General features: G+C 60.2%; 32 protein-coding genes and 1 pseudogene. 12 read left to right on the top strand and 21 right to left on the bottom strand.

The features are described from left to right. Positions 1-512 (bottom strand): annotated as a pseudogene (locus tag BLO49_RS17640) (5-deoxy-glucuronate isomerase); the annotation flags it as partial. A gap of 175 nt (positions 513-687) precedes the next feature. On the opposite strand from BLO49_RS17640, the gene BLO49_RS18270 reads away from it, so the two are divergent. Together BLO49_RS18270 and BLO49_RS17635 are read left to right on the top strand one after the other, a co-directional pair. Beyond that, the gene (locus tag BLO49_RS18270; protein ID WP_139159735.1) at positions 688-978 is read left to right on the top strand and encodes a hypothetical protein; all 291 of its coding nucleotides are present in this window, start codon (positions 688-690) and stop codon (positions 976-978) included. Continuing rightward, positions 975-1,370 carry a metallopeptidase family protein gene (locus BLO49_RS17635; protein WP_090650878.1) on the top strand — a complete coding sequence of 132 codons (396 nt, stop codon included), beginning with the start codon at positions 975-977 and terminating at the stop codon, positions 1,368-1,370. The genes BLO49_RS18270 and BLO49_RS17635 overlap by 4 nt, the downstream gene beginning before the upstream one ends. Here the strand turns inward: BLO49_RS17635 and BLO49_RS17630 are convergent. The 5 genes from BLO49_RS17630 to BLO49_RS17610 form a co-directional block, all read right to left on the bottom strand. Continuing rightward, positions 1,367-2,755 carry an alpha/beta hydrolase family protein gene (locus BLO49_RS17630; RefSeq protein ID WP_090650877.1) on the bottom strand — a complete coding sequence of 463 codons (1,389 nt, stop codon included), beginning with the start codon at positions 2,753-2,755 and terminating at the stop codon, positions 1,367-1,369. The genes BLO49_RS17635 and BLO49_RS17630 overlap by 4 nt on opposite strands. Before the next feature lie 69 nt (positions 2,756-2,824). Further along, complete coding sequence (locus BLO49_RS17625; protein WP_090650875.1) at positions 2,825-3,352, bottom strand: DUF1700 domain-containing protein; 528 nt, start codon at positions 3,350-3,352, stop codon at positions 2,825-2,827. A gap of 1 nt (position 3,353) precedes the next feature. Further along, entirely contained in the window at positions 3,354-3,710 is a 357-nt protein-coding gene (locus BLO49_RS17620) for a PadR family transcriptional regulator (protein ID WP_090650874.1), read from the bottom strand. Between the two features lie 77 nt (positions 3,711-3,787). Beyond that, positions 3,788-5,002 (bottom strand): multidrug effflux MFS transporter, encoded by a 1,215-nt coding sequence (locus tag BLO49_RS17615; RefSeq protein WP_090650872.1) that lies wholly within the window; start codon positions 5,000-5,002, stop codon positions 3,788-3,790. A gap of 202 nt (positions 5,003-5,204) precedes the next feature. Next, the gene (locus BLO49_RS17610; RefSeq protein ID WP_090650871.1) at positions 5,205-5,894 is read right to left on the bottom strand and encodes a glutathione S-transferase family protein; all 690 of its coding nucleotides are present in this window, start codon (positions 5,892-5,894) and stop codon (positions 5,205-5,207) included. A gap of 150 nt (positions 5,895-6,044) precedes the next feature. Between BLO49_RS17610 and BLO49_RS17605 the strand changes: the two genes are divergently transcribed. From BLO49_RS17605 to BLO49_RS17590, 4 genes are all read left to right on the top strand, one after another. Continuing rightward, positions 6,045-7,352 (top strand): DUF2336 domain-containing protein, encoded by a 1,308-nt coding sequence (locus tag BLO49_RS17605; RefSeq protein WP_090650869.1) that lies wholly within the window; start codon positions 6,045-6,047, stop codon positions 7,350-7,352. A gap of 290 nt (positions 7,353-7,642) precedes the next feature. Continuing rightward, on the top strand, positions 7,643-8,074 hold the full coding sequence (locus BLO49_RS17600) for a Ros/MucR family transcriptional regulator (protein WP_090650868.1): 432 nt from the start codon (positions 7,643-7,645) through the stop codon (positions 8,072-8,074). A 426-nt stretch (positions 8,075-8,500) separates the two neighbouring features. Then, the gene (gene mopJ, locus BLO49_RS17595) at positions 8,501-9,007 is read left to right on the top strand and encodes a motility/cell cycle regulatory protein MopJ (protein ID WP_090650866.1); all 507 of its coding nucleotides are present in this window, start codon (positions 8,501-8,503) and stop codon (positions 9,005-9,007) included. Between the two features lie 310 nt (positions 9,008-9,317). Next, the gene (locus tag BLO49_RS17590; RefSeq protein ID WP_220083769.1) at positions 9,318-9,707 is read left to right on the top strand and encodes a helix-turn-helix domain-containing protein; all 390 of its coding nucleotides are present in this window, start codon (positions 9,318-9,320) and stop codon (positions 9,705-9,707) included. 15 nt (positions 9,708-9,722) lie between these two features. On the opposite strand, the gene BLO49_RS17585 is transcribed toward BLO49_RS17590, so the two are convergent. Continuing rightward, positions 9,723-10,133 carry a SufE family protein gene (locus BLO49_RS17585; RefSeq protein ID WP_090650865.1) on the bottom strand — a complete coding sequence of 137 codons (411 nt, stop codon included), beginning with the start codon at positions 10,131-10,133 and terminating at the stop codon, positions 9,723-9,725. A gap of 69 nt (positions 10,134-10,202) precedes the next feature. Continuing rightward, complete coding sequence (locus BLO49_RS17580) at positions 10,203-10,985, bottom strand: sensor histidine kinase (RefSeq protein WP_090650863.1); 783 nt, start codon at positions 10,983-10,985, stop codon at positions 10,203-10,205. 248 nt (positions 10,986-11,233) lie between these two features. Here BLO49_RS17580 and BLO49_RS17575 point away from each other — a divergent pair, with 248 nt between their 5' ends. After that, complete coding sequence (locus tag BLO49_RS17575; RefSeq protein WP_090650861.1) at positions 11,234-13,105, top strand: sensor histidine kinase; 1,872 nt, start codon at positions 11,234-11,236, stop codon at positions 13,103-13,105. On the opposite strand, the gene BLO49_RS17570 is transcribed toward BLO49_RS17575, so the two are convergent. From BLO49_RS17570 to BLO49_RS17545, 6 genes are all read right to left on the bottom strand, one after another. Further along, complete coding sequence (locus BLO49_RS17570) at positions 13,102-13,530, bottom strand: SRPBCC family protein (RefSeq protein WP_220083768.1); 429 nt, start codon at positions 13,528-13,530, stop codon at positions 13,102-13,104. The genes BLO49_RS17575 and BLO49_RS17570 overlap by 4 nt on opposite strands. A 2-nt stretch (positions 13,531-13,532) precedes the next feature. Beyond that, positions 13,533-13,937 carry a DUF1801 domain-containing protein gene (locus BLO49_RS17565; RefSeq protein WP_090650858.1) on the bottom strand — a complete coding sequence of 135 codons (405 nt, stop codon included), beginning with the start codon at positions 13,935-13,937 and terminating at the stop codon, positions 13,533-13,535. Positions 13,938-13,947: 10 nt separating this feature from the next. Next, positions 13,948-14,358: a DUF1801 domain-containing protein gene (locus BLO49_RS17560; protein WP_090650856.1), complete on the bottom strand. Its 411-nt coding sequence runs from the start codon at positions 14,356-14,358 to the stop codon at positions 13,948-13,950. Positions 14,359-14,360: 2 nt separating this feature from the next. After that, on the bottom strand, positions 14,361-14,585 hold the full coding sequence (locus BLO49_RS17555; protein WP_090650855.1) for a hypothetical protein: 225 nt from the start codon (positions 14,583-14,585) through the stop codon (positions 14,361-14,363). Next, positions 14,582-14,905 carry an ArsR/SmtB family transcription factor gene (locus BLO49_RS17550; protein ID WP_090650854.1) on the bottom strand — a complete coding sequence of 108 codons (324 nt, stop codon included), beginning with the start codon at positions 14,903-14,905 and terminating at the stop codon, positions 14,582-14,584. The genes BLO49_RS17555 and BLO49_RS17550 overlap by 4 nt, the downstream gene beginning before the upstream one ends. A 63-nt stretch (positions 14,906-14,968) precedes the next feature. Beyond that, entirely contained in the window at positions 14,969-15,946 is a 978-nt protein-coding gene (locus tag BLO49_RS17545) for a hypothetical protein (RefSeq protein WP_090650853.1), read from the bottom strand. A 90-nt stretch (positions 15,947-16,036) separates the two neighbouring features. Between BLO49_RS17545 and BLO49_RS17540 the strand changes: the two genes are divergently transcribed. Continuing rightward, positions 16,037-16,375: a DUF1491 family protein gene (locus BLO49_RS17540; RefSeq protein ID WP_090650851.1), complete on the top strand. Its 339-nt coding sequence runs from the start codon at positions 16,037-16,039 to the stop codon at positions 16,373-16,375. Between the two features lie 86 nt (positions 16,376-16,461). Next, a complete protein-coding gene (locus BLO49_RS17535) occupies positions 16,462-16,833 on the top strand; it encodes a hypothetical protein (RefSeq protein ID WP_245679089.1) in 372 nt (123 codons plus the stop codon). A gap of 144 nt (positions 16,834-16,977) precedes the next feature. Here the strand turns inward: BLO49_RS17535 and BLO49_RS17530 are convergent, their stop codons facing one another. Then, complete coding sequence (locus BLO49_RS17530) at positions 16,978-18,069, bottom strand: NAD(P)H-dependent flavin oxidoreductase (protein ID WP_090650848.1); 1,092 nt, start codon at positions 18,067-18,069, stop codon at positions 16,978-16,980. Next, complete coding sequence (locus BLO49_RS17525) at positions 18,066-19,301, bottom strand: SGNH/GDSL hydrolase family protein (RefSeq protein WP_090650846.1); 1,236 nt, start codon at positions 19,299-19,301, stop codon at positions 18,066-18,068. Before BLO49_RS17525 ends, BLO49_RS17530 begins: the two co-directional genes overlap by 4 nt. 168 nt (positions 19,302-19,469) lie before the next feature. Here BLO49_RS17525 and BLO49_RS17520 point away from each other — a divergent pair, with 168 nt between their 5' ends. Beyond that, positions 19,470-20,429 (top strand): cation diffusion facilitator family transporter, encoded by a 960-nt coding sequence (locus tag BLO49_RS17520; protein ID WP_090650845.1) that lies wholly within the window; start codon positions 19,470-19,472, stop codon positions 20,427-20,429. 144 nt (positions 20,430-20,573) lie between these two features. Here BLO49_RS17520 and BLO49_RS17515 read toward each other — a convergent pair whose 3' ends face one another. Continuing rightward, positions 20,574-21,746 (bottom strand): MFS transporter, encoded by a 1,173-nt coding sequence (locus tag BLO49_RS17515; protein ID WP_090650844.1) that lies wholly within the window; start codon positions 21,744-21,746, stop codon positions 20,574-20,576. Between the two features lie 214 nt (positions 21,747-21,960). Here BLO49_RS17515 and trhA point away from each other — a divergent pair, with 214 nt between their 5' ends. Continuing rightward, positions 21,961-22,632 (top strand): PAQR family membrane homeostasis protein TrhA, encoded by a 672-nt coding sequence (trhA, locus tag BLO49_RS17510; RefSeq protein WP_090650842.1) that lies wholly within the window; start codon positions 21,961-21,963, stop codon positions 22,630-22,632. 17 nt (positions 22,633-22,649) lie between these two features. On the opposite strand, the gene BLO49_RS17505 is transcribed toward trhA, so the two are convergent. After that, positions 22,650-22,916, bottom strand: a complete 267-nt coding sequence (locus tag BLO49_RS17505) for a hypothetical protein (protein ID WP_139159734.1) — start codon at positions 22,914-22,916, stop codon at positions 22,650-22,652. An 86-nt stretch (positions 22,917-23,002) separates the two neighbouring features. Then, positions 23,003-23,761 carry a histidine phosphotransferase ChpT gene (chpT, locus tag BLO49_RS17500; RefSeq protein ID WP_090650839.1) on the bottom strand — a complete coding sequence of 253 codons (759 nt, stop codon included), beginning with the start codon at positions 23,759-23,761 and terminating at the stop codon, positions 23,003-23,005. Between the two features lie 215 nt (positions 23,762-23,976). On the opposite strand from chpT, the gene cysK reads away from it, so the two are divergent. Next, complete coding sequence (gene cysK / locus BLO49_RS17495) at positions 23,977-24,948, top strand: cysteine synthase A (protein WP_090650838.1); 972 nt, start codon at positions 23,977-23,979, stop codon at positions 24,946-24,948. A gap of 187 nt (positions 24,949-25,135) precedes the next feature. On the opposite strand, the gene BLO49_RS17490 is transcribed toward cysK, so the two are convergent. Beyond that, positions 25,136-25,933 carry a DODA-type extradiol aromatic ring-opening family dioxygenase gene (locus BLO49_RS17490; protein WP_090650836.1) on the bottom strand — a complete coding sequence of 266 codons (798 nt, stop codon included), beginning with the start codon at positions 25,931-25,933 and terminating at the stop codon, positions 25,136-25,138. A gap of 10 nt (positions 25,934-25,943) precedes the next feature. Beyond that, the gene (locus BLO49_RS17485; protein WP_245679088.1) at positions 25,944-26,507 is read right to left on the bottom strand and encodes a YceI family protein; all 564 of its coding nucleotides are present in this window, start codon (positions 26,505-26,507) and stop codon (positions 25,944-25,946) included.

Raw genomic sequence — 26,507 nt, 5'->3', positions numbered from 1 at the left:
ATGACGCGCTGGTTGGACTGCTCCAGCGAGCCGCGCTCCAGCGGCACGGCCTTGTCGATGGAGATCTTGACCGTCTCGTAACGGGCATGGGCGGGGGTAGAGGTCAGGTAGAACAGGGCGGGATTGGCGGCGTCATACGACGTGAACAGCACCTCGGCCGAGCCCATGGGGATATAGAGCCCGTCCTTGAGGCCCAGATCATAGATCACGCCATCGACCGACACCTTGCCCATGCCGCTCCCGACATTGATGACGCCGAGTTCGCGGCGCTCCAGGAAGGGATGACCGGCTGCGGAGGCGGGTTCTGTCTGGTCGGGCAGCCTGACCGTGCCTTTGACTGGCGCGACGCCGCCGATGACGAAGCGCTCGAAATGGGTGTAGTTCAGCACTACGGCGTCGGGCGCAAACAGGCCCGTCATCAGGTATTTGTCGCGCAGATCGGCATTATCCGCCCCCTGCATCATGTCCGGATGCGTGGCGTAGAGCGTCCTGACATAGAGGCTGGTACACATGGTTTTCTTCCCTTTGAAAGGCTTATCTGGACATTTTGCGTTCGAGGCCTTGTTGTTTATGCGTTTTGGCAACCGGTGTCATTTGTTTTGACAATACAATTCTGGCGCGGCGTCACGGGCCGTGTGCCGAAAGGGCCCGCGGCGCCGTTTACACAATCTGTCGGATGATTATAAAATGCTGGGCGAGCAATGCTATCAGGCACGACAATGGTCGCCGACACGTTTTGTATACATTCGAGAGGCGTACATCACTGTCAACCCGGACCTCTGCGTACAGGTTCGGCGTCTTTCAGGACTTCAAGACATGAAGAATACCCAATTGTCCCGACTGACGGACGAAACAGGAAAAACCTTACAGCGCACCGTCGACCGCAAGCGCGGTCCGGGGCTGTGCCGGAGCGAATGGAGCGGCGAAAAGGTCGTCGAGATTCATCCGGAAGATACTGCAAAAGCCGCCGCCGAATGACTTTCGGTCTGCCGCCATCGCTTGACGATATCGAAACAATCGCCCGGGCGTCTCTCGGACGGCTGCCAGAACCGTTTGCGGGCTATTTGAAAAACGTCGTGCTGATCGTCGAGGACATTCCCTCTGAAGACCTGCTGGACCAGTTTGAAATCGAAGACGCTTACGAACTGACTGGGCTCTATACCGGTCGCCCGGCAGAACTGGAGGTCATGACCGGCGACCTGCCGCCGATGATCCATCTCTTTCGCCGTGCCATACTGGATGAATGGGCGGACGGTGGTGTCACCCTGGAAGACCTGGTCAGCCATATCCTCATCCACGAAACGGGTCATCATTTCGGCCTCAGCGACGACGACATGGAATGGCTGGAAGCCGAACTGAAAAAGCCTTAGCGGGTATGCGCCACCACCCAGTCAGTGATGGTTTTAAGCGCTATCGGCGCCATGGTTTCCTCGATGCCTTCATATTCCGAAGGGGCGCCGGTTGTGGCGGTCTGGAAGATATGATTGAGGCCGGGCAGCTCCGTGACGGTCGTGTCCGGATTGTTTTTTAAAGCTTCCCGGATCGCTGCCAGATCTTCCTTCGGTGACACCTGGGTGTCAAGCGCGCCATTGATTGCCAGTACCGGTACCTTGATCTTTTCCAGTATGGGCCGGGGGTTGGAGCGGATGAATTCGTAGAACCAGGGCGTCGCAACCCTGGCAAATGCCGCATCGGCCTGGGCCTGAGTCATCTGCCCGCTGGCGACCAGATCGCTGGCCATGGCGGCGGCTTTTGTTTTCGCGTCGTCAAGGCTCTTCGCCGATTTGATCATGTCAAAGGCCGCCTTATTGATCTTTCCGGCGGTGGCGATGGTGGCTTCCGGCTGTCCGGCGGCGCGGGCGATGGCCGCCTGCTGCAACAGCAGGATCTGATCGCCGGGCAGGCCGGGACCGGCCATCAGCACGATAAAGCCGACCGACGGATCGTTCAAAGCCACGGCGGGCGCGATTAGTCCGCCTTCGGAATGGCCAATGAGGCCGACATGCGCCTTATCGACCTCTGGGCGTGCCTTCAGCCAGTTCACGGCGGCGATGGCGTCGGTGGTAAAATCCGTCGTTGTCGCCGTCGCATAGTCGCCAGTCGACTGGCCAATGCCGCGCTTGTCATAGCGCAGCACGGCGATGCCGGCGCGGTTGAGCGCATCGGCCAGTACCAGAAAAACCTTATGGCCGAAGACGTTTTCAACGCGCGTCTGGGGGCCGGAACCGGCGATCAGCACGACGGCGGGTAAGGGGCCTTTGCCCTCAGGCACGCTGAACGTGCCGGCCAGTTTAACGCCGGCCACGCTGTCAAATGCAACTTCGGAAACCGTATAAGGGCGTGGTCCGGCTGTGATCGCCTCTTCCTGCGGCCGTTTGGGTTCAACTGAGACCACCTTGCCGTCGACCAGGCGCTTGAGTTCAAGCGGCATGGCCTGGCCTTGCGTCCAGGTGCCAACCCAGGCCTGTTTTGTTTCATCCCACTGGCCGTCATAACTGCCGTTGATCCTGGTGATGGCGAAAGCGAGGTGATCCGGCGCAGCCGTCACCGTATCGGCCGGCAAGACGAACGTGCCCTGATCCGGACTTTCCAATGTGGCGCTGTACTGGCCCTGATCGTCCTTTTTGACATGGACGATGATATGCAATTGCCCCATCAGCAGCCCCCCCCAATCACCGGCAGGGTCTTCGGCGAACGCGGGCATGGCAAAAGCCAGGGCCATAATCGCACTGACCAGTGATAGTCCTTTTTTCATGGTGTTCCCCTCCCGATGTATTTCGCTATATAACGAATTAATCGAAGGTTGTCCATGGGGTCGGTGTTGCTATTCCCGGTCAGGACGTCCTTTTAGGCCCTTGAGCGCCAGAACTAGGCTGAAGCGCGCCAGCCAGGCATCGATAACCGCGATGGCGACCAGGACCGGATAGAGCCCGTTTCCCAGACGCTCGGAACCGGGCCAGAGATTGATCAGTTCCGGCCGGGCGAACTTGAGCAGCAGGCAGGCGATGGCGCCGATCGTGGTGGTGCCGAATACGAGGAAGGCAATCAGGCCTAGCGTAGCGATCAGGCTTTGCCCGGCCACGCCGAAGAGGGTTTTGGCCATGGTGAGAGCGCGGCGGCTGTCCAGCGCCTGGGTTAGTGCGTGGTCATCGAGGAAGGCACGGGCATAGTGTTCCGCCTTGCCAAAGCCGGCCAGAGCAGACGTGGCGCTGAGACCGGCGGCCACGCGCTCCTCCAGGTGGGCGCGTGCCTCGACGACGATATCCTCGCGTTCTGACGCCGGCAGAGGGGCCAGCACCTGTTCGAGATAGCCCAGCCAGGTATTGATGTCGGTTTCGTCCTGCGCGCCCATCTCAGTTTCCCCTCTTCAGAAACGCATTCAAACGTTCGGTCATTTCCAGCCAGATATCGCCCTGGGCCTTGAGTTCCGTCGCCCCCGCCGGCGTCAGGCCGTAATATTTGCGCGGATGGCTGGCCTCGGCTTCATGACGCCATTCGGATTTGATCAGTCCGGCCTTTTCCAGTCGGTGCAGCAACGGGTAGAGCGTGCCTTCCGACAGGTCGAGACCGGCTTCCTCATGCAGGCCATCGAGGATTTTCAGGCCGTATTGCGCGCCATCCTGGAGCAGGCGCATCAGGGCCAGTTCCAGCACGCCCTTGTACATCTGGGTGCGGCGGCTTTCAGGTGTCTTGTCAGCGGCGGGCGGCACTTGAGTCTTTCATGACCAGTTACTTTGTCATGCAAGGTATATGCTCGAATGAAATTTCAGGCAAGTTATTTGTGGAATTACTGGTTTCTATAAAGCCGGCCTTTTTCGGCGACAGCGATCAGGATGAAGGCCAGTACGCCGCAGATCAGGGCGGACAGAGGCAGCCAGTAGATATGTCCGGTCCAGCCGGCGCCGATAAAGCCGGACACGAAAGCGCCGCCAACCGTGGTGATCACGCCTTGCAGCGACGCGGCGGTGCCGGCCACATGCCCGACCTTTTCCATGGCCACGGCCGAGAAATTGGAGGTCGACAGCGACATCAGGCCCATGGTCAGGGCCTGCAACAGGGTGAAACTGAGGATGGTTTCGCGGCCGCTCCACGCCCAGGCCATGTGAATGGCGGTGACCACCAGGTAACCGGTCAGGGCGGTATGCGAAATACGTTTGGTGCCGAGACGCTCGACCAGCGAGGCATTCAGTGCCGAGGCGGCACCCATGGTGCCGGCGCAGGCGGCGAAAATGCCAGCCATCAGGTGCGGCTTGTGAAAAACCTCGGCGAAGATTTGCGGCATCAGAGAGACATAGGCCAGAAGTCCGCCGATCAGGCTCATGATGGCGACAGAATAGAAGATTGAGCCGGGTTCGGTGATGACGAAAAAGCCGACCCGTTTCAGGTGCGCGAGGTCGGGGCGATGGCGGTCAGCGGGGTTCAGGGTTTCGGGCAGGCGTATCCACGCCCAGAGCGCGGTGGCGGCGCCCAGGCCGGCCATAATCAGAAAGATGGCGCGCCACGGCCAGACCAGAAGCACAAGCTGGCCCAGGCTCGGCGCCAGGATCGGAACCAGCAGGAAGACGACAAAACTGATCGACAGCACCTTGGCCATCTGCGGGCCACTGTAAAGATCGCGGATGATCGAACGCGTCACCACGCCGGTGGTGGCGACGGCAAAGCCCTGGAAGAGGCGTAAAGCCAGCAGGAAGGCGAAGCTCTGGCTGGTGGCGGCGATCAGGCCGAAGATGACATAGACCATCACCCCGGCGATCAGGACGCGCTTGCGGCCCAGCCAGTCGGAGAGAACCCCGAAGCACAGTTGACCCAGGCCCATGCCGAGGAAGTAGATCGAGACGATCCATTGCAGATGGTTCTCGACGCGGACATGCAGGTCGGCGCCTATCACCGGCAAGGCTGGCAGCATGGAATCGATGCCGAGCGCGCCCAGCGCCATCAGCGAGGCGATCAGGGCGACGAATTCGGCGAAATGGGGTTTTCTGGTTTCGGAGGAAACAGGCATGGCGCAGCCTATAGGCGTTTTATATTGCGCTTGCGAGGGGAAAAGCAAGGCACACCGCCACCATTTGTCTTCGCCTGAAGACGCCGCCGGACGGAATCCTGGCTTGCGAAACTATGGCTTTCGCAAGCCAGGGGAACCGTGTTTTCGAGAGATTAAATTACGCGACATGTTTTAGTCGTTTTTGGCAAGTGTCCCGGATAAACTATTTCGCGCGATAATCGGCGATTACCTCGCCCACCGCCGTGATTTCGGCTTCATGCGGGGCGTCGCGTTCGGTTTCAGTTATGCCGGCCTGGTACCAGTCTTTCATGGCGGGGTGTTGGAGCATGAAATCGACATAGGCGCGCGCCTCCCTGCTGAGATCGAAGCCCACGCCATAGGTCTGGATGCGGAAGACGACCGGTGCATAGAAGGCGTCCACCGCCGTGAAGGTGCTGCCGGCAATATACGGGCCGCCGAAATTGCTGAAACCGTAGCGCCAGATGTCATCAATGCGGGCCAGGTCGCGGATCAGGGGGGGCGGCGTGTCGAACATCTTGACGCGGATGCCGATATTCATCGAGCACAGGTTGCGCAGGGCGCTGAAACCGGAGTGCATCTCTGCGGCAGCCGAGCGGGCGAAGCTGCGCGCCTCGCGGCTGGCGGGCCATACGGCGGCATGGTCTTCGTAAACGTGTTCAGCGATTGCCAGGGAGTCCCAGATCGTCTGCTTGCCGTCGATCAGGGCAGGCACAAGGGCGGTGGGCGAGAAGGTCTTGAAGGCGCTGTTGTCAGGCGTGAAGTAATGCTGGTGCTCGGTGAAGGGGATATCCAGCGCCTTCAGCAGCACCCAGGGGCGCAGCGACCACGAGGAATAGTTCTTGTTGCCGATATGCAGTTCGTATTGGGGCATGGGCTGTCCTTTCCAAAAGCGCTGAACGATGCGCGGAAAATGACGAAAAGGGCATAAATTTGCCAGAGGGTTTTCCTGCCAAATGACATCGATTTTCGGCCAAAACCGATCTTATACAAAAGATTAACGGATGCAGGCGATGATGCTGGCATGGTCAGTTCCCTCGCCCGTGCCGATTCCCCTGCCGAAACCGATGATTTCGCGGCGGGCGAAGGCGTTGAGGGGGCGCAAGGCTCAGAACTGGATCAGATTTTCGACGATATTATCGCCGAGGCGCCGCCGCCGAAAAACCAGGCCCGGCATGTCCTGCTGAAGCGCCTGGCCGATGTCGTCTGCCTGCCGGAAAGCCGGATCAATGCCTTCGAGCGCGCGGTGACTGCCGACCTGCTGGTCGAGATGCTGAGGGAATCGGTCCTGCATGAGCGGATAAGGGTCGCCAAACGCGTCAGCATTCTGGGCGAAATCCCCAATTCCCTGATCCGGATGCTGATCACCGACGATGCCGAGGTGGCGCGCGCGCTGATTGAGGATTGCGAATCCCTGAGCGACGCTGATCTGTATTACTGCGCGAAATTTGGTAATCACCATCACCACATGCTTCTGGCCACGCGCAAGGAACTGTCGAGCATCCTGTGTGAATACCTGGTCGATACGGAGAATATTCCGGTGATCGAGACCCTGCTGAAAAATCAGCGGGCGCGCCTGTCTCAGCCGGCGCTGGAAGCGGCGGTGGCGATGAGCCAGACCCATCCGCAGCTCATTCCGCTGATCATGAAGCGCAGCGAACTGCGGCCGTCCTCGGCCTATGTGCTGTTCTGGTGGGCGGAAGCCGATTGCCGGCGCCTGATCCTGACCCGTTTCGGCGTCAACCGCGAAATCATGCAGGACATGGCCTCGGATGTCTTCGCCATGATGGCCGCCGAGAAATGGCAGGATCCGCTGGCGCGCAAGGCGCTGCAATTCATCGAACGCCGCCAGCGCAACCGCGAAGCGCTGGAGAAAAGCCCCTATACCTCGCTGGAGGCCGCCATTGCCGAGGCCGCGCGCCTCGGCATGACGCGTCATATGGCCGAGGAAATCTCCTACATGTCGGGCATCAAGCCGGCCACCGGTGCCAAGCTGATGCGTGACCGCGGTGGCGAAGGGCTGGCGGTGCTGTGCAAGGCGACCGGCCTGTCGAAAAAAGCGCTTAAAGCCCTGTGGAAGGCGCTGCGCCGACCCTTGCGCACGTCGGAGGGGCTCATGCACCCGCATCTGGCTGAAGTGCTGATCACCTATGATATCCTGGCGGTCGACCGCGCCCAGACCGTACTGCGCTACTGGAACTGGTCGCTCTCCTCGGCCCTGACGCACGTCATGCTGCGTGCCATTTCAAACGGCGAAGACGTCGATCTTGATTCGCTGAGCGTGCCGCAACGTGCCGCCATGCTGGCTTTTGCCCAAGATTTAAAAGGGTAATGCTGAGCCTGCATGGCATTTTGATTCGCGTTACCGCCGGATGGCCGGCCCCTCCGCTGCTTGAGCGCCATGCTGGCCTTTGCCCAAGATTTAAAGAGCTGAATGACGGCGCGATCTGGATATAGACGTAATCTGTGATTCGCCTAAACAGGTCTGAACTGACTTTAATTGCCATATATCAAGTAATTCATTGCTCACATCTGTGGCATGTGCGTTTTTTTTGACGATAAGGCTTGAATATTGCAGTCTGCTGTCATAGGTAAAGTCCACAAAGTGCAAAGGACAATATAATGGAAAGCAAGACGGACACCCTGGACATGACGGCGGATATCGTTTCTGCCTTTGTCGGTAATAATTCCGTGCCGGCCAGCGAACTGCCCTCGCTGATCCAAAGCGTTTATGCTGCGCTCAACTCTATTTCTTCCGGCGAAGAAACCAAGGTCGAAGCCCCCAAGGAGCCGGCTGTTTCGGTCAAGAAGTCGATTTCTTCCGATTTTATTGTCTGTCTCGAAGACGGCCGCAAGTTCAAGTCGCTGAAGCGCCATCTGCGCACCAAGTACGGCATGAGCCCGGAAGACTATCGCGCCAAGTGGAACCTGCCGAAGGATTATCCGATGGTCGCGCCGAACTACGCCAAGGCGCGTTCGGACCTGGCCAAGCAGATGGGCCTCGGTCAGGGCGGCCGCCAGGTCACCCGCAAGGGCCGCGCCAGCAAGGCATAAGTCTGCTCTCAATATGAATTAAGGAGGCCCCGGCAGCACCTGCCGGGGCCTTTTTATTTCAGGATGGCATTTTTATACAGAGTGGCGGCAGTATTTTCCTGTGACCAATATGACTCAATTGGCCAGAGTTTGACGCGAGAGCAACCCCGCAAAAGGTCCGTATACCTTAGTCGATACCTGTTAATCCCCATGAAACAGTGGATTATCGTGTTTGGGATAAAGTCTGCGTTAACCCTTTTTTGCTTGCCAAGGATTCACCAGTTAAGAGAAGGTGAATTTGGGTGATTCGCGGGCATGGACTGTTTTATACAGACTTGATTCAAGTGTTCGCGTCTTGTTCCATTTTGTAGGTGTATATGCGAAGACCTTATCCTTGGTTTTTCCAATGGAACGGGGTTTAGCGAAGGGGCAGACAAACTTTTACTTATGGCTGGTTTAGCTTCGGATATGTTGGCGGCCCTGCGCTCGCACGAAGATATCTTTCGTTACTGGAAGAGTCTGCGCCGGTGCGGCAGGCTGCCCTCGCGGCAAGACCTCGATCCTGTGGCGATCAAGCGCCGCCTGCCGACCATCAGCCTGATCGATGTGCTGTCACCCAATCCCGAAAACAACCCCGAAGTCTTCCGCCAGCGCCTGGCCGGCACAGAGCTTTTCACGGCCTATGGCGAGGAAATTACCGGCAAGCGGCTCGACAGCATCTATACTGAACCGGAGGCCCAATACTGGGCCGAACACCTCACCTTTGTCGTCGAGACCGGCAAGCCCAATGTCGGCCTGCATTCCATGGCCTGGCGCGGCGCCAAGGGGCTCAGCCTGTTCTGGCTGCGCCTGCCCCTGGCGTCGGATGGCGTCAATGTCGACATGATCCTGGGCCACGATGCCCTGATCGGCAAGGTCGATCTGGTACAGTCGGGCATACGCTCCGCTTCGTAAACATGGCCGGTGGGCACAGATGCTGCCGGAAACGGTCGACGGGCCGTGCTTCATCCCTTAATCCCTGAACGTTTACATCATCTATGCCCGCTTTTGTAGAAGCAAGCAGCAAATGCAACCTGTGGTAAATTTTAATAAAAATAACGCCTTTAACGTGCCTTAAAAAGGAAATTATACCTATTCACATTTTTGGATAGGAAAGTTATCCTCTTCTCCTGGGGCGCGCCTATGATTTTGACCGTGGGTTACACACGGCTCACAGGCGATGGGAGTTCAGATGATAAAGGCACAAAATACCGCGGATAATTTTATGCGTGACAGCCGGGCGCAAGGGCGCGGCGACGGCTTGCGGCGCGATGTCGCGCGCGCCCTGTTCGTGATGGATCTGGTGGCGCTGGCGACAGGCGTTCCCGCAGAGCAGATTCGAGGCGCGACCCGCGGCCAGGCCCGTGCGGCGCGGGCGCGGCAGGTGGCCATGTACCTGGCCTATGTCAGCTTTGAATGGCCGCTGGCGCGCATCGGTGCGGCTTTCGGCCGGGATCGCACCACGGCCGGGTATGCCTGCCGCCTGGTGGAAGATTTGCGTGACGACCGGGCCTTCGATATCCGGCTGGAGCATCTGGAAAAGTGCCTGAAAAGCGCGCCGGATCCGTTCGATGTCAAGCTGCTCAGCACCAACCTGATGGAAATGGTGGCGTAAACGAATGGCGACAATTCAGGCCGTCGCTTTTTTCAGGCGCTCGACCATCGACATCAGGCCGTTGGTCCGCTGGGAGGACAGCGCCTCGTTCAGACCCAGCTTCGCCAGTGTATCGCGGATGGAAAAATCCTGGATTTCGCTGTAGGGTAGGCCATCGAGCAGGCGGATCAGCACGGCGATCAGCCCCTTGACGATAAAGGCGTCGGACTCGCCGCGAAAACGCAGAATCCCTTCCGGGCCTGCGTCCATCACCAGCCAGACCTGAGAGGCGCAGCCCAGAACCTTGGTGGCCTCGGTCTTTTCTTCCGGCTTCAGCGGCGCCAGATCCTTGCCAAGATCGATGATATACCGGTAGCGTTCCTCCCAGTCATCGAACAACTCGAACTCGTCGAGCAGGTCATTCAGGCGGGCTTGGAATTCGGACATACGGGCGCTCATGCTGGTTACAGGGCCTATATGTCCGCTAAGGGCGCCCGGATCAAGGCAGGACGTGCGCTACGCGGCCTTTAGCCGGATTATGGCCTTCAGCGCCTCGCCCTTGCGCGACACAACGCCGAAGGCACCACCCATGGCCTCGGCATTGAGCCGGACGACGGCCCAGCCCAGGCCGGCGCCTTCATGGCGGCGGTTCTCGGCGTTCTCGCCCTGCTCGAAGGGCTTCATCAATCTCTCGACATCGCCCTGGTCGGGGGCGTCGCCGCGATTGAAGACGGTGAGGATGACATGGCCGTCCGTCCGGCGGGCGTTGATTTCAACGATCTCGCCCGCGGGGCTGAATTCGATGGCATTGCGCAGCAGATGGTCGAGACATGAGACCAGCCCCCGCGGGTCCAGCCAGGCGTGCAGGTCTTCGTCCGCGACGCGGTTATAGAGCGTGACCCCGCCGGCCGTGGCCTGGGGGCGGAGCTTGGCAATCGCTTCCTCGATGATCGGCAGAACCGGCTCGTTCATCGGTGCCAGTCCGCCGCCGCTTTCCAGCCGCACGATATCGAGCACATTATTGAACAGGCTCAGGAGTTTCTTGCCGCTGTCGCGGATAATGCCGGCATATTCGACATATTGCGGAGACCCAAGGGGGCCGTAGAGTTCCTGGTTCAGGATGTCGGAAAAACCGATAATGCTGTTGAGCGGGGTGCGCAGTTCGTGGCTGACCATGCGCAGGAAGGCGCGCCTTCCGAAATCGTCCTTGCCAGACATCTTCGCAGCCTCTTCAGCCGCCGCTTCGCGGGCGGCCTCCAGGGGCCAGTTTGGCGCTTCTGCCGGCTGCGGGAAAGACATACAACACCCTGAAGGCGGCGCGGTGGTCAGGACGCGCGGCACAAAATGTCAATTTAGGCAGGGGGTATTAAACATCGGTTACCCCGAAGCGTGCCATGGTTAAAAAGACCCGGTTTTGTAATATCTGACGCCCGGAATCTCCCGTCGTGAGGGATATCCGTGGGCAATGTCACATTTCTGGCTAAAATTCAGATGCTTATTATATAGCATCGGGATGTTTTTGTTCGTCTTTAGGGAAATACGCAGGCGTGTCGCTTAAAGCCTACTTTCAGGATGAGGCCCCGAATGCCACCGAAGGCGGGGCCGGCCTGCGCCTGCCCGGCCTGCGTTTAAGCGTCGTGGTCTGGCATCTGTGCTGGGCGGGTTATACGCTCTTCGGGCTGATGGGCCTGCTGCTGCTGCCGGCCTCGCCTCTGGTGATCGCGGCGCTGGTGGCCATCACTGTGCCCGGCGCGGCCTGTGTGATCCTGCTCAGCCGCGACAGCCAGTTCATGCGTCAGGCCCTTATGTGGGTCTGGGCGGTGGGCGCCCTGCTGGCCGTGGCCTTTACAGGAGGGATATCCGGGCCTTTGGCTGTGTGGTGCATCCTGCCCCTGCTGGCGGCCGTGGTGCTCAATCAGCGTACCCTGATCACGCTTGGCGCCTCCCTGGCCTTCGGCATCACCCTGTTCGGAATCATGATCAGCGTCTGGCATGGCATTAGGCTGCCTGACGAGCAGGAAGGGTTCTGGCTGTCGGTCATTGCCAATGTCTCGATCGTGGCGGGGTTGGGACTGGCGGTTTTGCCGGCCCTGCGGATGCGCTCCGAGCGCGCCAGCGAGGCCGAGGAGGCCCGCGACCGCCTGCTGAAAATCCTGACCGAGCAGCCCGGCCTGCTGATCTGCCTCGATGGCGACGGTCGGGTGGTGGCGGCCTATGGCGAAGCGCCGGCGGGGCTGGACCTCAAGGCGCTGCTGCAACTGGGGGTGCCGGCGTCGGCGCATGTGCCGGACCGGATGGGGGTCAAGGCCGCAATCGAAACCGCCGTCATCGAGGGGCGGGCCGATATCGGTTTTACGCCCCACGCCGCCATGGATCATTATGTGCTCCTGTCGCTGCGTCGGGGGCTGGACGGCCGCGTCTATGGCGTCATGCATGACGCCTCGCTGTCGCACGCCCACGAAGCCTCGCTGGAGGCGGCGCGCATCGAGGCCGAAAGCCTGAACAAGGGCAAGACGCAGTTTCTCGCCAGCATGAGCCACGAACTGCGCACGCCACTTAATGCGGTCATCGGTTTTTCGGATATCATGCGCCTGAAGATGTTCGGCGAGTTGCCGCCGAAATATGCCGAATATGCGCAACTGATATGGGAATCCGGCCAGCATGTGCTCGATATGATCAATGATGTGCTCGATATGTCGAAGATCGAAGCACAGAAATACGAACTGGCCCTGGAAAGCTTCGATATACGTGAGCCGGTGTCGGCGGCGCTGCGTCTGATCCGCGGGCAGGCGCATGAAAAGGCCATCGATATCATCAGCCAGATGCCGGAAATGCCGCTTCTGGTCAGCGCCGACAAACGCGCCATCAAGCAGATTTGCCTGAACCTGTTGTCGAACGCGGTGAAATTCACGCCGCAGGGCGGGGATGTGCGGCTCAGCCTCAGCCAGCGGGAAGACGTGGTCGATATTGTCATCACCGATACCGGCATCGGCATTTCCGCCGAAGACCTGAGCCGGATCGGCCAGCCTTATGAACAGTCAGGTCCGGCGGAACAAAGGGCCATGGGGACGGGTCTCGGCTTATCGATCGTCAAGGCCATGGCGCATCTTCTGGGCGGCAGCCTGACGCTTTCCAGCACCCTGGGCGAGGGTACGACCGTGACAATATCCCTGCCGGTGGTGCAGGCGGACGAGCAGCCGGAACTGCCGATGCCCATGCCTGTAAATATGGGGCCGGTAAATATGGGACCAGTCAACAGCCGGCCAGTCCAGCCGGAACCGCAAAGCGCGGTGCAGTCGCTGGAAGCCTTCGCGCGGGCGGCCCAAAACGCGATACATAATCCGCTGGAGGACATCAGCCACACGCCGGAGTCCTTGAGCCGGTTCAGCGATTTCGTGATCCGCCCGCCGAAGAGCTAGTCTAGCTCTGCAACGACGGTTTCCAGCTTGCCCAGGAACCCCTGCCAGCCATGCAGGGCGCCGCCGAATGCCTGCTTCTGGTCTGGACGGAAGCCTGCCTGTTCGACGCGCAGATGCGTGCCGGTATCGGTCGGCGTCAGGGTGAAGGTGACCACGCTTTTCAGATCAAAAGCCGGGTTTTCGTTGGCGAAGTCCCAGCTATAGGCCAGGGTCTTGCCTGGCTCGATGGTGAGCACTTCGCAATCGAGCACGCCGCCCCAGTCGCCGCGCAGATTGAATTTGTGGCCGACCGCTGGCTGGAAATCATTCTTCATCAGCCATTCTTCCATCAGATGCGGCTGGGTCAGGGCGCGCCACAGCTTTTCGGGTGGATGTGGGAAGTCACGCTCGACAACAACGGAGCGGGTTTCGGTCATGGTCATCATGATCAGGCTTTCTTTGATTTGCTGGCGGTATTCAGGTCTACGGCGGCGCGGATCAGGGCCTTGAAGGCCGCTTCATTGATGGCGTCGCCTTCGCGGAAATCGATGGCGCGGCGCGTAGCGCCTTCCAGGCTGGAATTGAACAGGCCCTCTGGATCAGCCAGCGATGCTCCCTTGGCGAAGGTTGTCTTGACGGCGGCCTTGTAGGTTTCGCCGGTGCAGATGATGCCGTCATGCGACCAGACCGGAATATTCCATTTCCATTCCTCGACTACCTCCGGATCGGCTTCTTTGATCAGGCGGCGCAGGGTGGCCAGGGTGTCGCCGCGCCAGTCGGGATATTCGGCAATATTTTCGTCGATCAGTTGCGCGGCGGGAATGCCGGCTGTGCTTTTGAGCGGTTTTTTCATATGCGTTTCCTTATAGTTTATGGCCCGGCAATTGGCTCGCTTGTCTGATCCAGTCGGCCAGTTGCGTCTCATTCATTGTGTCGTTTTCGCGGATGTCGAGATAGCGCACGTCTTTCTGTTTTGACATGCCGGGCGGTAAAGGTTCGAGGTGCGTGCCATTGAAAAAGGCGATCTTGATGTATTTCGTGAAGCAGTGAAGGCTGAGAAACCAGCCCTTGTCCGACGTGCCGTAAAAGGGCGAATTCCATTTGACCGCCTTGAGCACATCGGGGATCGTGCGCTCGATCAGCGCATCAAGGCGCTTTCCGACCCCGCTTTTCCAGCCGGGCATGGCGGCGATATAGGCTTGCACTGGCGCGTCACCATAACCCTTGGCGATCTGCGGATTGCCGCCCGAAAGCAGACGTGGCAAGTCTGACATGATCAGTTCCCGGCAATAGCGTTTTTTGGCGCGCGCGGCCTGATATAGGGCAAGGCGAACATGTAAAGCCCTGTAAACAGCAGATAGAACAAGGGCGGCAGCGGCGCATAGGTTAGCCAGGTCATCGGATGCTTCAAACCCATGGCGACAAAGTTGCCCGCAACCAGCAGGGCGAAGAGGATCGATACCCAGCGGTGGCTCTGGCGTATCCAGTGATTGAGGTTCATTGGTCCATCCTCTTCAGCAGGTTTTCAAGATTATCGAAGCGGCTCTCCCAGAAGCCGGCCATCTGGCTGGTCCATTCCATCAGCGGCGACAGCGCTCCGATTTGCGCGCTGTAATGGGTCTGGCGGCCATCCACGCGGCCGCGCACCAGCCCGGCTTCTTTCAGCAGGCCGAGGTGTTTGGAAACCACTGGCTGGGAAACGCCGGCCTGTTCGGTCAGACCGCCCACGGTCGTTTCGCCGTCGCGGCACAGGCGCTCGAAGATCGCGCGCCGCGTCGGGTCGGCCAGGGTGCGGAACAAGATGTCAGGCGAGGGTGTCAATTCATACCTCAATGGCTATGAATTGACATATAGCTACTCAGCTATGAATAAGTCAAGCCCAAATCAGAGGCGTGTATTGACCTGATTATGCGTATAGGGCGCCGGCAAGGCGACATAGCTCAGACCGGTGATAAAATCGCCGACCTCGAAGCGGGCATATAGCGGGCCGTTATCGGTCGAAAACTCAACGACGATATCCTCGCGCGGATCCAGTTTGGCGATCGCCAGCCAGGCGCGGCTGGGAAAGTCGAACCGCTGGGCGGCTTCCGGTGCCTGCGTGCCGACATAATTGCCAGTCAAGGTGAAGCCGGCGATATTGGTCTTCACGGCCGGGCGCAGGTCGGTGGTGACCTCGCTGATACCGCTGGCCATGAAGCTCAGTGAACTGTAATCGGAAAAGCCGACGGGCAGGGTGTCGCTGATTGAATAGGGGGCGCGATTGATCAGGCCCGAGGTCAGGATATCGGTATTGCGTACTAGCAGGCGGGCGCTGTAGGGCCGCGTGCCGTCCTTGAAACGGGCCATCAGGCTGAAACGGTTCTGGTGCAGTCCGCCATAGAGGCCAAAGGCCATGTCGGCCTGATCGGTATTTTGATATTGCACCAGGCGCCAGACCTGATCGTCGCCATAGGCGCGGTTGGCGCGCCATTCGGTACGGCCGGAGGCCAGTTCGAGATGCGGCACGGCCATGAAGCGGCGGAAGCCCCCTTCGGCGGTATTGACCTCGGCCATCAGTGACGGCGCGGCACAATCGGATTGATCCGCGGCGGCCTTCGCCTTTTCCAGCCAGGGCGCCAGATAAGCCATGCTGAGGCCGGCGCGCAGGGCGTCATTACGCGCCTGCAGATAGCCAGCCTTCAGCGCCTGGCTGGTCGGCGCATCGAGCAAATGGCAGCGCGCATCGGCCTGCACCATGAAGTAGCGCTTGACCACCGGCAGGGTATAGTCGTCCGCCGTCCTGGCCAGCAGGGGCGCCGTTATGCAGGCTGTCGCGGCAGCAGCCCCAAGCACAAGCTTTTTGACATGAGGACGGAGGTTCATAAAACGGCTTTACACGGGCTGTCAGGAATGTCTTTTCATCCCTTATAGCCCATTGGGCTTTAGACAGCGTTTCCAATCAGGGTTAGCCAAATGTTACTATCAAGCGACCTCTGGGTCAGCGCGCTTACCCGCCGGGTTGAGCAGGCGGGCAGTTTCGCCTATATTGCGCGGCGGGGCGATAAATCGTTCGGCGCCGTGCTGGTCAAGGTGCTGAACCTGAAGACGCGCGAGACCTATGTGCTGCGCGAGGCGCAAAAGGGCGAAGAAAGCGTCTGGATGCAGCCGGTCGAGACGAAGGACGAGGCCGATCTCGACGCCTGGATCGCGCGACAGGTCCGGTATGATCCGGATATCTGGGTGGTTGAAATCGAGGACGCGGAGGGCCGTCATTTCCTGACTGAAACCGTCGAGGATATGATGAATCGCTGATTTACCTTGTCTTTCAACGGAATAACAAAACCTCTGGGTTAGGGTGAAATCGACCACAACCAAGTACAGGTAGCGTTTTGTATTTTTTGCTGAATGACCTCATCCTCGATATCGACGCCACGCGCATGATGCAGCCGCTGGACGCCGATCGCTTTTCCGCGCTCAGCGCCGATTATATCGCGCAACTGGGCAAGGAAATGTTCGCCGAGGATGTCCAGGCGCACCGCAATAATCCCGAACGCGCCCGCCGGCTGGCCTACCTGATCCAACTAAAAATGCCGCGTATCAACGCGGCCCAGTTTTTCGTCACCTCGACCGGCGGCGGGCTGGAAAGCGTGGATGCCAGCTTCAAGTCGCTGAACGAAATGGCGATGGAATTGATGTTCGCGCAGCAGAAGATTGGCCAGCTCGACACCCGCAAGGTCGATAACGAGGTCTGGCACCGCATGGCCGCTTAAGGCCACAGGGCCTTAACTTTTTTCGTAAGAGATTACGCGCATGTGCTCAAGGAGCGAAGCGTTAGCAAGCTTCTAAGGCGTGCGCGGCGGGCCTTGCCATTGCCAAAACCCGTAAGGGTTTATGGGTTTTGGACATATGTGCCTCTAAACCATATTATTTAGCCGGGCTATTGTATCGGCTGCCAGAGCCTTGGTCAGAGATGCCGCGTCGGTTAGGTTAGCCAAAGCCGCGGATTGCCCGGCCCACAGATTGCTGAATTCCGTTGCACCATTAAGCGCCGGGCTGGCTTTCAATGGGGCAAGCGCCCCGCCGGCCAGGGGGAAGTCCGGCGCCAGGTCCGACAGCGGCCCCAGTTCCCGCATGGCGCGGTTGTTGATGCCGCGCGCTGGGCGGCCGGTAAAGATATTAGTGATCTGCGTGCCGTCGTCAGTCGCGCTCATAAGCGCGGCGCGATGGGCGTCGCTGATGGTGGCTTCCCTGGTCAGCAGATAGGCCGTGCCGACCTGAACCGCCGAAGCCCCCAGCACAAGCGCGGCGGCCACGCCCCGGCCATCGGATATGCCGCCGGCAGCGATGACAGGCACGGATACGGCATCCACAATCTGCGGCACCAGGGCGAAGGTGCCGACCTGGCGCGACATGTCCATTTGCAGAAATGACGCGCGGTGGCCGCCAGCTTCCGCGCCCATGGCGATGATCGCGTCTACGCCCTTTGCCTCAAGCCAGCGTGCCTCGGCAACCGTCGTGGCCGAGGACAGGATTTTGGCGCCGGTGGCCTTGACGCGCGCCAGCAGGTCAGGCGCCGGCAGGCCGAAATGGAAGCTGACCACGGCGGGCCTGATCTCTTCGACCACGCGGCACCAGGCATCATCAAACGGGGCACGCCCGGACAGCGGCACCGGGGTATCGGCGGGCAGTCCGGCCTCTTCGTAGTAGGGCGTCAGATGCCGCCGCCATTCGGCTAACCTGGCTTTCACCGCCGGATCTTCCGGGGCCGGGGCAGCATGGCAAAAGACATTCAGGTTGAACGGCGCAGCGGTCTCCTCCCGGATTTGTCGCGCGGCCTCACGCACCTGTTCAGGTGATAACTGCGCGCAGGGCAGGGAGCCCAGACCACCCGCCTGACTGACCGCAATCACCATCTCCGCGCCATTGGCGCCGGCCATTGGCGCCTGGATGATCGGCAGGCCGATCTCCAGCAGGTCCAGTATCCGGCGGTCTTTCCAGGTTGTCATTTGAAAAGCCCCAATGGAATGGCCGCCGCCATGGCCGCCGCGCCGGCATCATTTGGATGCAGATGGTCGCCGACATCATATTCCCTGCGCAGGTGGCCCGGCCTGGCCGGGTCTTCGACTGCCTTTTCGAAATCGATCACGCCATCGAATAGGGTTTGTTTCCGTATCCAGGCATTGATTGCCTGGCGCGCGGTTTCCTTGTCTTCGGAGAAATAACCCTCGAAGACCGTGTCGCGGAAGGGCGTCATCGTGGCGGCATAGATCTTCAGGCCGCGTTCGTGGGCGCGCGCCGCCGTCTGGCTCAGGCCGTCGATCAGATCATCGGCGGAGACATAGCCGTCCGAACCGGGGCCTTGCGCATGGCCTAGGTCGTTGATGCCGATCAGCACGATCACCGCGGCGGCATTCGGCTGAGCCAGCACATCGCGGTCGAAACGTGACAGCCCACCATCGCCGAAGCGCGCCCACTGGCCGTGATGCAGCAGACGGTTGCCGCTCAGGCCCGCATTGACGACGCTGAGTTTGATGCCTGCTTCATGCAGGCGACGGCTCAAAAGCTCAGGCCAGGTGCGGCCCAGGTCTGGGGTGATGCCGTAGCCATCGGTGATCGAGTCGCCGAAAGTGATCAGGGCGGCTTTCGCCGGCGAACCGGAAACTTCAACCTCGGCCAGCCACGGGAAGGCATTCCCGATGCCGATATCGGTCTTCGCCTCTGGTATCTCAGGCGCGCCGCTGACGCGGCCGTCGGCGATATAGAGTACACCGCGCTGGATATCGTGAACCGTCACCAGTGGGGTTTCTTCCGGCACATAAAGACTGATCGCCAGATCGCTGTCGGCGGCCACCGTCATCGGCAGGGGATCGCTGAGCACATAGGCGCCGGGCGCGATGGTGACAGTGGCGCGGCCATTGAAGGTGACGGCGTTGTCGGTGGCCGGATCGACGCGGCTGCCTGTAAGGCGCTTCGCCACACGGATATCCTCCAGCTTCAGCGGAGCGGCGCCATAGGCATTGGAAAGTCGCAGCCGCACCGAGGTGCCGCCGGCGCTGACCCGCACGACCTGGCGCAGGGTCTTGTCACTGATCTTCGCCTCGACACCGGAAGGCTCCGGTGAGGCATACCATGTGGGAATCCACTTGGGCGCGTGATCTTTCGCCAAGGCGGGTAGAACAGGCATGGCCAGCATCAGGGCGAGGCTGAAAAGAGCGGCGCGGCGGGTGATGTGAAGCATGGCGGTGTCCCTGTTTATGTCCGCAGCAATCGCACAGCCGGAATAGTCCGTCAAATGTGATGTTATAATGTTCTAACTCATTGATTTGGATATTTATTTTTGTGCGCCACTGGTCTTGGTCGCGCAAGGCTTCTAAGCTGGCCGTCTAGTTACAGACGAGACCTGCACATGGCCCATGATCACCACTCTCATTCGCATGATCACCGTGACCATGATCATGGCCATTCGCATCACGACCACCATCACCACGCTCCGACTGATTTCGGTACGCGTTTCCTGTGGGCGGCGGCGCTCAATGCCGCCTTTATCCTGGCCGAGATCATCTACGGCCTGAAGGCCAATTCCTTGGCCCTGCTGGCCGATGCCGGTCATAATTTCAGCGATGTGATTTCGCTGATCCTGAGCTGGGCGGCGTGGTGGCTGGCGAAGAAGAAGCCTGTGGCAGGCTTCACCTACGGCTATCGCGGGGCTTCGATCATGGCGGCCCTCTTCAATGCCATCCTGCTGATGGTGGCGGTGGGCGGTATTGTGTGGGAAGCCGTGCAGCGCTTCTCTTCGCATGAGGCGGTGCAGGGCGATCTGGTGATGTGGGTGGCCGGCGCCGGCATCCTGGTCAATGGCTTTACCGCCTGGCTGTTCGCGCAAGGCCAGTCTGACCTCAATATCAAGGCCGCCTTCGCCCATCTGGCGGCCGATGCGGTGGTCTCGGCCGCAGTGGTCGTGGCCGGTTTGGTGCTGCTGCTGACCGGCTGGGCCTGGCTTGATCCGCTGCTCAGCATCGTCGTCTCGGCGGTGATCGTCTGGGGCACCTGGGGGCTGTTGCGGGATTCCGTGCGCCTCAGCTTGCAGGGCGTGCCGCCGCATATCGACTTCAACAAGGTAAAAGCCTTTCTCGCCGGGCAACCGGGCGTCACTGATGTCCATGACCTGCATATCTGGGGCATGAGCACGACCGAGGTGGCCCTGACCGCGCACCTGACCATGCCGGGTGGCCATCCGGGCGACGCCTTCCTGCACGAACTGACCGAGGAGCTGGAACATCACCACGGCATTATCCACGCCACGATCCAGATCGAGATGAGTGACAGCGCCCATCCGTGCGCCCTGGCACCGGACGAGGTGGTGTAACCTTCTCCTCCCCTGCGAAGCGGGGGAGGTGGCGCGGCGAAGTCCGCGACGGAGGGGGCAAAACGGCGGCTAGAATTGCCCCCTCCGTCTCGACGCGCTGTGCTTGCTCGACACCTCCCCCGCTTCGCAAGGGAGGAGAAGTATCTATGCCTTCCGGTAATTCGCCACAAAAACCCCCAGTGCCAGAAGCGGCGCCAGACCGCCGGCCAGCGCCACATATGCCCAGCCGCCACTCTCATAAAGCGTGCTGGCCACCGCCGAGCCGATGGCGCCGCCAGTAAAAATCCCCGCCATATAGATGCCGTTGACGCGTCCCCGGCTCATGGGATCAAGCGCATAGATGGCGCGCTGGCCCTGCACCATGTTCATCTGGACGCAGAAATCGAGCACCACGCCCAGCACCGCGAGCACAATGACGCCACGCATCGACGGCAGCAGCGTGATCAGCATGGCGGCGCCCCCCACGGCCAGAGCGCCGAAAGTGGCCGTCACCGTATGGCCGGCATCAGCGAGCCGTCCGCTTAGGGGCGCCGCCAAAGCCCCGGTAGCGCCGACCAGGGCGAAGAGTGCAATCTGGGTCTGCGACAGGTGGAAGCGGCTGGCCAGCTCCAGCGGCGCCACCGTCCAGAACAGGGAGAAGGCGCAGAACATGCACGCCTGAAACAGCGTGCGCAGGCGCAAGGCCGGATGCGCCCGCCACAGCACGGTCAGCGAATGGATCAGCCTGACATAGGTGACCTTGTGGTCCGGCTGCCGGCTCGGCAGGGTGAGGGCCAATAGCCCGCCCATCAGCACCATGAAGGCGGCGGCCGTGAAATAGACGGCGCGCCAGCCGAAATGATCGGCGATCAGGCTGGACAGCGGCCGCGAGAGCAGGATGCCTAGCACCAGCCCGCCCATGATATTGCCGACCACCCGGCCGCGATTTTCGTCCGTAGCCATATGCGCCGCCAGCGGGATCAGTACCTGCACCGCCACAGTGGCCAGTCCGATCAGCAGGGAAACGATCAGGAACAGGGTGCCATTGGTGGCCACGGCGGCCATCAGCAGACTTGCGAACGCCGCCGCCAGCAGGATCAGGGTCAGGCGGCGGTTTTCGGTGCGGTCGGCCAACGGCACGATGAACAGCAGGCCCAGGCCATAGCCGATCTGCGTCAGGGAAACGATCAGCGAGGCGGTCTGGTCGGATAGCCCGACATCCGGTGCGATCAGTGCGATGATCGGCTGGCCGTAATAGAGATTGCCGACGATGACGCCGCAGGCGAGCGCGAACAGACCGACAAGGCTGGGCGTAAGGGTGGTTTTGGCGGAGGTCATGCTTATATCTCTGGGGGCGGGGAGGCCCGGATGCGACATATAACCAGCAGAGTTACAGAGGCAAGCCGCGTCGAAAGAACCGGTCACTTTTCTTGATGGCGCCCGGCCTTTACTTCGCCTGATTTGCCGCTTACGTAAACGTAAGATTTTTTAAGTCTTCGCAAACGCGAAATCGTGATTGGGAAGGCTGCCGTCCGAGGCTTAAACTACAGACATGACCATCGAACAACTCACCGAAAAGCTGTCTCACTACCCCACACGCTGGGCGCGTCATGCCGATCTCATCGTGCATATCGTGGCACTGACCTTTGCCTTGTTTGGCGGCGGCGTGGCGCTGGGTCTGGCGGTTAATCACGGCCTGCTCGGCAAGGTGGCCGCCATCACCATCTACGCCATCGGCATGATCGCCATGCTGGCCTTTTCGATGGCCTATAATTTCGCTGTGCCGCGCTGGCAGCCCTTCCTGCGCCGGCTCGATCACGCCGGCATCTTCCTGATGATCGCCGCCAGCTACACCCCTTTCACCACCCAGGCGCTGAAAGGCGGCTGGGCGCTGTGGATGAGCGTCGGCGTCTGGTCGCTGGCGGCCCTCGGCATTCTGGCTAAGCTGCTTTTGCCTGGATTGGGCAAAGGCTTCTGGATTGCCCTCTATCTGATCCTGGGCTGGCTGGTGGTTATCGCCATCAAGCCGATGGTGCGCGAAGTGCCGCTGCCGGCCATGATCCTGCTGGTGCTCGGCGGCGTGGCCTACAGCGTCGGCACCATCTTTTACGCCATGAAAAAGTTGAAGTTCCGCCGCGCCATCTGGCATGGCCATGTGCTGACCGGCGCGGTCCTGCACTATGTGGCGATCTTGGTGGGCGTTGTGCTGGTGGGATCGAATTAAATGGTGCTCTTTGCGAATTAACGCATCAGGTCACGGGCGTCAGACTGTGTTGGCTTTGATTTAAAAAAGAAGAAGCCTGCAATGCCAACGATCAATACGACTGTCCCGGCGGGAATGCTGATCAGCAAACCCATGCCGGCCAATATTGCCATGTCCCAAATGCCCTGCCATCCCGGAAAGCGCAAAATGCTGACGACGGCTATTATTGCAAAAGTCATGATGAGGGGAAACGCGGCTATAAGGGGACCGCAAATCATGAGCGTGATGGCGTTATTTCTTTGCATAGTCGTCTCTTTGTGAACCTCTGCAAACAACGTCACAAGACTGCTTGACGTCAACCGAAAACGCCTGGCGGCTGAGCTGCCAGACCCTAACCCGGCAGTTTCACCGTCAGCACCAGATGATCGGTTTCGGCGGTGAAATCGAGCGTGCCGCCGGCTTCATGCACGGTCGACCACAGCCAGTGCGGCTGAATCCACTGACCGTTCAGGCCATCACCCAGGGGCAGACCCTTGAGACCTTCGATGGCCTCAGCCTTGAGACGGGCGCGCGGACCAGCGGCATCGGCGGTCAGGGTCAGGCCATCATCACCAGCCATAGCCGTCAGGGTCGCCTTGCCGCCGGTCGGCAGCGAATTGCCGGCCAGCAGACCGAGATTGAGCAGCGCGCGGGCGGCGGGTTTCTGGAACAGCATGTCTGACGGGATGGCGAAATCGAGTTCGGCGCGCATGGTGGTGAACATGTCGCCGAGGATTTTCTCAAGCTGGGCGCCGCTGAAAGCTTCCGAGGTGCTGGCGGCGCCAAAGGCGACGCGGGCGAAATGCACCAGCGTCACCATCTTTTTGGCCGAAGCTGAGATCAGGTTGAGCGCTTCCTGGCGCATATCCTGCGCCGAAGGATCTTCCAGCAGGTCGAGACCCGATATGATGGCGCCGGCCGGCGAGATGAAATCGTGACACAGCTTGCCGACCAGTTGCGTAGCCAGGTCGTGCGGGCTCAGTTCGAAGCCTTCCGTCGCCTGTATTTCGTCAGCGGGGGCTTCGGCAACAGCCGGCGCGGTATCCACATGCGCGGCCGGTTCGCTGGCGCTGCGGGTCAGGTTCGGTGTTGACAGATCATCCATGCTCATCTTGAAGTCCTGCTGGTCAGTTTAGGTTGGCTGATCCGAAGTGTGAGGTGATTTGCCTTAAACTTGAAGGCGGGAAGCGCTAAGATGTTTTCATAAAGTTTAACGAGCGGTTTACAAAGCGCACGGGCGCCTGGGCCGCGGATCGTAAATCCCTTGTAGTTCCCCGAATTTCACACGTAACAACCTGCCACAAAGTCCACAACTGGAGACCCCACATGGCCGACGCACAATCCAAACTCGCCCGCAAGGGCCGCGGCAAGATCTTTGATTCGATTCTCGACACCATGGGCGATACCCCGCTCATCCGCCTGCCGCGCCTGTCGGCTGAATATGGCGCCAAGGCGACCGTGCTGGCCAAGCTCGAATTCTTCAACCCGATGGCCTCGGTCAAGGACCGCATCGGCATTTCCATGGTCGAGGCGCTGGAAGCCTCGGGCAAGCTGAAGCCGGGCGGCACCATCATCGAGGCCACCTCCGGAAATACCGGTATCGCCCTCGCTTTCGTGGCTGCGGCCAAGGGCTACAAGTGCATTCTTGTCATGCCGGAATCGATGTCGATAGAACGTCGCAAGATGCTGCTGATCCTGGGTGCCAAGCTGGAATTGACCCCGGCTGAGAAGGGGATGCGCGGCGCCGTCAATCGCGCCCAGGAGCTGCTGGCCGAGACACCCGGCGCGGTCATTCCGCAGCAGTTCGAGAACGAGGCTAATCCGTTTGTCCATGAAGTTTCGACCGCCGAGGAAATCTGGAATGATACCGATGGCGCGGTGGACGTGGTGGTCTCAGGCGTCGGCACCGGCGGTTCGATCAGCGGCATCGGTCACACGCTGAAAAAGAAGAAGCCTTCGGTGAAGATGATCGCCATCGAGCCGGAAGCCTCGCCGATCCTTTCGGGCGGCGAACCGGGCCCGCACAAAATTCAGGGCATCGGCGCCGGGTTCATTCCGGGTATCCTGGATCGCGGCATTATCGATGGCGTGGAAACGGTTTCCAATGACGCGGCTTTCGCCATGGCGCGCAAGTCGGCCCAGGTCGAGGGCCTGCCGGTCGGTATCTCGTCGGGCGCCGCGCTGGAAGTCGCCTTCCGCCTGGCGGCAAGGGACGAATATGCCGGCAAGACGATCGTGGCGATTATCCCGTCTTTCGCCGAGCGTTATCTCTCGACGGCGTTGTTCGACGGGCTGTAGATAAAAAATGATCCTCCCCTGCAAGGCGGGGGAGGTGGCAGCGCCCAGTTCTTTGGGCGAAGCCCGAAGGGCTGGTGTGCTGACGGAGGGGGCAAATTTCTGTCGTTATTACGCCCCCTCCGTCGCGGACAAGCCGCGCCACCTCCCCCGTACGCTTCGCTACAGGGGAGGATTTTTTTAGCAGGTATCACCCGAACTGAAACGCGCTGATGGCGATGCCAGTATTGCCGAGACTATCCTCGTGATAGGTCCGTCGGCCGGTATCGCCTCCCGCCGCACCCGCCACCACCATCAGCGGGATCAGGTGTTCTTCGCGCGGATGGCATTCATGCGCACCGGGGGCGCCGGCCCAGTCATTCAGGCCGTTGATATCGCCGCTCACTGTCCGGGTCAGCCAGTCATCGAAGGCGTGGGAGGCGGGGCCGCTCCCCGACCCGCGACCCATCAGGCGCGGGATCGAATGGAAGCTCATCCCCGAACCGATGATCAGCACGCCTTCGTCACGCAAGGGGGCCAGGGCCTTGCCCAGCGCGATATGTTCCTGCGGGCTCAAGCCCTTTTTCAGCGAGAGTTGCAGCGTCGGGATATCGGCATCCGGCCAGGCCATCAGCATGGGGATGAAGACCCCGTGGTCGAAATCGCGGTCGCTGTCGGCCACAACCGTGATGCCGGCTGCGGCGGCCAGGGCCTGGACGCGTGCGGCCACCACTTCCGAACCGCGCGCGGGATAGTTCAGTTCATAGGTATGCGGCGGGAAGCCATAATAGTCGAAAAACATGCCGGGCGCCGGCTTGGTCATGACGGTGAATTCCGGCGTTTCCCAGTGGGCCGATACGATCAGCAGGGCCTTTGGTTTCTCGCCGACATCGGCCGGCAGGCGCTTCAGGTAGGCGCCCATCTCGTCCCACATGCCGGCGGGATTCCAGTCCATGAAAAAGCACGGTCCGCCCCCGTGGGGGATATAGACGGTCGGGGTTCTGGTCATGTCATGTCTCTCAATAAACTTCGGCGTCGATGATCAGATCGATATCGTCGCCGACGATCGGCTCCAGATTACCCAGTCCGAAGGCTTTACGGCTCAGATGCGCGGTGGCGGAAAAGCCGTAGCCGGTCTTGAACAGGGCCGGATTGAAGGCCTTTTTGTTGAAGGTGACGGCCAGCACCGCGTTTTGGGTAATGCCGTGAATCGTCAGGTCGCCGGTGATATTGGCGGTATTCTCGCCGGTAAGTTCCACATTCGTGCTCTTGAAGGTGGCGGTCGGGAACTGTGCGATATCGAAATACTTTTCGCTCTTCAGTAGGGTGTCGAAATCGGGCAGGGCGGTCGTCAGGGTCTTCATGTCGAGCGTGATGTCGACCGTGCTGTTCGCCGGGTCATCCTTATCAAGCACCAGTGTGCCGGTGGCGCCCATGATCTTGCCTGAGGGATGCGACATCCCAAAGTGAGGATACTGGAAGACGACCGAGGTGTGGTCGGGTTCGAATGTCAGCGTATCGGCGGCAAAAGCCGGTGTGGTCATGAGACCAAAAGCCAGGCAAACTGTAGCGAATCTGAACAT

Origin of the sequence: Asticcacaulis taihuensis (genome assembly GCF_900100255.1) — a bacterium.
Lineage (GTDB): Bacteria > Pseudomonadota > Alphaproteobacteria > Caulobacterales > Caulobacteraceae > Asticcacaulis > Asticcacaulis taihuensis.
This window is presented reverse-complemented; position numbering and strand designations above follow the sequence as displayed.